The 4,038-nt window shown below is 60.4% G+C and carries 5 protein-coding genes; 4 read left to right on the forward strand and 1 reads right to left on the reverse strand.

Going from position 1 to position 4,038, the window contains the following annotated elements:
• The first annotated feature begins 61 nt into the window (after positions 1-61).
• The 3 genes from RLDS_RS46000 to RLDS_RS56340 are packed head-to-tail and all read left to right on the forward strand — an operon-like array spanning position 62 to position 1,592.
• Positions 62-826, forward strand: coding sequence for an IS6-like element IS6100 family transposase (locus tag RLDS_RS46000; RefSeq protein WP_001389365.1), 765 nt, complete (start codon positions 62-64; stop codon positions 824-826).
• A gap of 59 nt (positions 827-885) precedes the next feature.
• A complete protein-coding gene (locus RLDS_RS46005; protein ID WP_236616882.1) occupies positions 886-1,419 on the forward strand; it encodes an SDR family NAD(P)-dependent oxidoreductase in 534 nt (177 codons plus the stop codon).
• A 23-nt stretch (positions 1,420-1,442) separates the two neighbouring features.
• Complete coding sequence (locus tag RLDS_RS56340) at positions 1,443-1,592, forward strand: hypothetical protein (protein WP_021227192.1); 150 nt, start codon at positions 1,443-1,445, stop codon at positions 1,590-1,592.
• Between the two features lie 180 nt (positions 1,593-1,772).
• Here RLDS_RS56340 and RLDS_RS46010 read toward each other — a convergent pair whose 3' ends face one another.
• Positions 1,773-3,320: an IS91-like element ISCR8/ISPps1 family transposase gene (locus tag RLDS_RS46010; protein WP_021227193.1), complete on the reverse strand. Its 1,548-nt coding sequence runs from the start codon at positions 3,318-3,320 to the stop codon at positions 1,773-1,775.
• Between the two features lie 58 nt (positions 3,321-3,378).
• Between RLDS_RS46010 and RLDS_RS46015 the strand changes: the two genes are divergently transcribed.
• A partial coding sequence (locus RLDS_RS46015) for an IS1595 family transposase (protein ID WP_031298605.1) occupies positions 3,379-4,038 on the forward strand: 660 nt, incomplete at its 3' end.

Raw genomic sequence — 4,038 nt, forward strand, 5'->3', positions numbered from 1 at the left:
GGCTCTGTTGCAAAAATCGTGAAGCTTGAGCATGCTTGGCGGAGATTGGACGGACGGAACGATGACGGATTTCAAGTGGCGCCATTTCCAGGGTGATGTGATCCTGTGGGCGGTGCGCTGGTATTGTCGCTATCCGATCAGCTATCGCGACCTTGAGGAAATGCTGGCGGAACGCGGCATTTCGGTCGACCATACGACGATCTATCGCTGGGTCCAGTGCTACGCCCCGGAGATGGAGAAGCGGCTGCGCTGGTTCTGGCGGCGTGGCTTTGATCCGAGCTGGCGCCTGGATGAAACCTACGTCAAGGTGCGGGGCAAGTGGACCTACCTGTACCGGGCAGTCGACAAGCGGGGCGACACGATCGATTTCTACCTGTCGCCGACCCGCAGCGCCAAGGCAGCGAAGCGGTTCCTGGGCAAGGCCCTGCGAGGCCTGAAGCACTGGGAAAAGCCTGCCACGCTCAATACCGACAAAGCGCCGAGCTATGGTGCAGCGATCACCGAATTGAAGCGCGAAGGAAAGCTGGACCGGGAGACGGCCCACCGGCAGGTGAAGTATCTCAATAACGTGATCGAGGCCGATCACGGAAAGCTCAAGATACTGATCAAGCCGGTGCGCGGTTTCAAATCGATCCCCACGGCCTATGCCACGATCAAGGGATTCGAAGTCATGCGAGCCCTGCGCAAAGGACAGGCTCGCCCCTGGTGCCTGCAGCCCGGCATCAGGGGCGAGGTGCGCCTTGTGGAGAGAGCTTTTGGCATTGGGCCCTCGGCGCTGACGGAGGCCATGGGCATGCTCAACCACCATTTCGCAGCAGCCGCCTGATCGGCGCAGAGCGACAGCCTACCTCTGACTGCCGCCAATCTTTGCAACAGAGCCAAACGGTGGATACTTTTGGAAAACTGACCACGTTGTACAATAACGCAGGCATTGCCCATAAAAATTTCATGATTCTAGCCCATGAGCTCAGTGTGGAAGAGTGGGAAAAGATCCAAAATGTGAACACGAAAGGCATGTTTCTTGTGGTGAAGTACGGAATTCCCGAGCTTCTCAAAGCGGGCGGCGGAACAATCATCAACACATCATCTACGGCGGGTCTGATTAACAGCCCGGGGGGACCTTCCTACACCGCTTCCAAAGGAGCCATTATCTCCTTTACCCGACATCTGGCTGCTACGTATGCTAAAAAGGGAATTCGGGCCAATGCCATCGCTCCGGGGTATGTCATCACACTGATGACAAAGGCCATGGAAGATCTACTCCCTGAAGTGGATAAGGTGGCTTCGGAAGCAACTCCCCTTGGCCGGGGAGCGCAACCGGAGGAGATTGCCAATGTGGCTCTCTTCCTTGCATCGGATGAGTCTTCCTTTGTGACAGGAGCCGTGATTGTAGCCGATGGCGGCATGACCATTGTTTAAATCATTCGAAAGGAGCAATTCCCATGTGGTTGGTGCGATTAACGATTAAAAAACCGATGAATCAGATCGATCCGAAGTGGTTTGAAGAGCATGAAGCGAGAAATGGGGAATTCCGGGTGAAGGGGATCATCCTGGCCAACGGGGCGTTTGCCGATGGGAGCGGCGACGGATAGGAAATTCAACCGCATGAGGCCAAGTATGGCACGAGTTTTGGGCCTCGAAACACGTTCGGCCAAGGAAGGTTGAGCGCTCGCTTGCCGCTCAATGGCAAGAGCTTGGGAGGCAGTATGCATTTGGGCCTGGCGCGCGCGCAGCTGCTTCCCCGCAGCGATGGATACCGCCGCTTCACTGGGTCACCAATTGACGCGCTGGTCTACCTCGTCGGGTTGAGCTGCCAGATCCCAATCCGGCTCGCCTTGCGCACCATCATCCACCGGCGCGTCGCAGCCCTCCCACAGCGGTGGCCCGCGTGCCGGGGTGATGTGCGGGGGGGCAGACTCCACCCCGATGTGGTTCAGGATGTGGCGGATTTCGGCGCTGTGGGTGATGAAGGCAATGATGCGCATCTGCCCACCGCACATGGGGCACAGCAGCGGAAATGCCTCGTAGATGCGGGCAATCAGCACCGCCCACAAGTAATGCGCCGCTCGCTTCGGGCGTGCTTCAGGTTCGGGTGTGGGTGTGGCCGCGTTGCCCGGCGCCGCCACCCCAGGTACGCCCGCGCCAGGTTGTGCAGTCTCCACCGTGGCTGGTTGCGACGCAGCAGGCTGAGCCAGCGCCGTTACCGCCGCTCTCAGCGGCGAGTTTGGTGCCAGCACACCAAAGTAGCGGTGCCGGTGGGTGCGTGGCGGTGGCACCAGCGCGGCGATGCGGTCGATCAGTTCCAGCGGTGTGAGGTGCAGCTCATCTGCCTTGGCACCACGCTTGTCACTGGTGGGCTCGCTGCGCTGTTTGGCACAGCGGTACACCAGTTTGCTTCCCTCTTTGCGTAGGCGCTCCATGGAAAACGGTGGACGCGCGCAATAGCGCAGCAGCCGCTCCAGCGCAGCGCGGTCGTGGGCTTCGATGCAGACACCGGCGTCCACCGAGAAGCCGCTGTGTTTGTAGCCCAGCATGTCTTTGGCGTCACAGTTCTCCAGCAGGCCCCGAGCAACGAAGGCGCGCAGGATACGTTTTTGCAGTGTGGTCTGCACTGGGGCCACGGTAGCCGCATCGATGCCGGTGGCCGCGTGAAAGATGACACCCGGCGATGAGATTCGAGGGGTCGCATCAGCATCGCCCTCGCCCTCCACTTCCTCAAACACCCCGTCCACCACACAAACGTGGAAGTGGACGTGTTCATTGAGGCCGGAGCCGAATCGGTGAATGAAGGCGATGGCACCGATGTGCAGGCCTGCCTTGTCCATATGGGCCGCACCGGGGCTGTGGGTCTGCAGAGTTTGTGCGATCACCCGCAGAAAGATGCGCAGCACCATGCTCAGCACCGCTCCGTCGCGTTGCATGAAGTACCGAAGCCGCTTGGGCACGGACAGCACCCACTGGCGCACCGGCAGGCGGGGGAAAACGTGGTCGCTCAGGTGTGCCGCCGTCTCCACCATGCGCCGGGTGGTGCACGAGGGGCAGACTCCCCGGCCTTTGCAGGAGAAGGCTACAAAGTAGTCGTGCCCACAGTCGCCGCAGCGAGCGCGGGCAAAGCCATGGGCAAAGATGCCGCACTCAAGATACTTGGCAAACGCTTTGCGCACGAAGGGCTTGGGGGTGTGGTGGTCGCCCTGGCCGTCGAACTGACCCGCGCTGGCCAACTCTAGCCAGGTCTCGTAGTGCTCGGCTACCGTTTGGTAGAGCAGCGTGCGTTCGGGGTGGCGTGGGTTGTAGAGCTTGGGCTTGGAAGTGGCTGACATGAATACTGTACAAATGCAAGGGGTATCTATTTAGCTCCAGTGACGTGAGAATAGCTGGATGGAAACCCAGATGCTAACGCCAACTCCTGGAGGGGACTACCCCCGCACCTGGAACGAATTTCTTGACTGGTTTGCCACCGAAGAGGCTTGCCAGGCGTTCCTGGAGAAGCTTCGGTGGCCCCAAGGCTTCGTCTGCCCGCGTTGCGGCAACGCTGGCGATGTGTACCGCGCCAGCCGCACCCGCCTGATGTGCCGCTCATGCCAGTACCAAGGCACAGTGACATCTGGAACCATCTTTGACAAGACGCGCACACCGCTGCGTGTCTGGCTGGCTGCAGCTTGGTACCTGACCAATCAGAAACAAGGCGTGAGCGCCCTGGGGCTGCAGCGCGTATTGGGTTTGGGGAGCTACCAGACCGCCTGGACCATGCTGCACCGGTTTCGACGTGCCATGGTCCGCCCGGGCCGGGACAAGCTCAAGGGGCTTGTGGAGGTGGATGAAACGTACCTGTCCATCACGGATCGCAAGAATCCCGCCACCCCTGCAGGGCGCAAGAGCAGCACCACCAAAGTGTTGATGGTCATGGCGGTGGAGATCGTGGAGCCCAAGGGGTTTGGGCGCATCCGGTTACGCCGCATTGACCGAGACGCCGCCACCCACGTAATCCCCTTTGTGCAGGAGGACGCGCCGGCTACGCTGCTCACGCTACCGCGATGC

Source organism: Sphingobium lactosutens DS20, assembly GCF_000445105.1.
In the GTDB taxonomy this organism is placed as follows: Bacteria; Pseudomonadota; Alphaproteobacteria; order Sphingomonadales; family Sphingomonadaceae; genus Sphingobium; species Sphingobium lactosutens.

Coding starts and splice junctions, on each gene's coding strand:
- RLDS_RS56340 (WP_021227192.1), top strand. CDS start 1,443: ATGTGGTTGGTGCGATTAACGATTAAAAAACCGATGAATCAGATCGAT.
- RLDS_RS46010 (WP_021227193.1), bottom strand. CDS start 3,320: ATGTCAGCCACTTCCAAGCCCAAGCTCTACAACCCACGCCACCCCGAA.
- RLDS_RS46000 (WP_001389365.1), top strand. CDS start 62: ATGACGGATTTCAAGTGGCGCCATTTCCAGGGTGATGTGATCCTGTGG.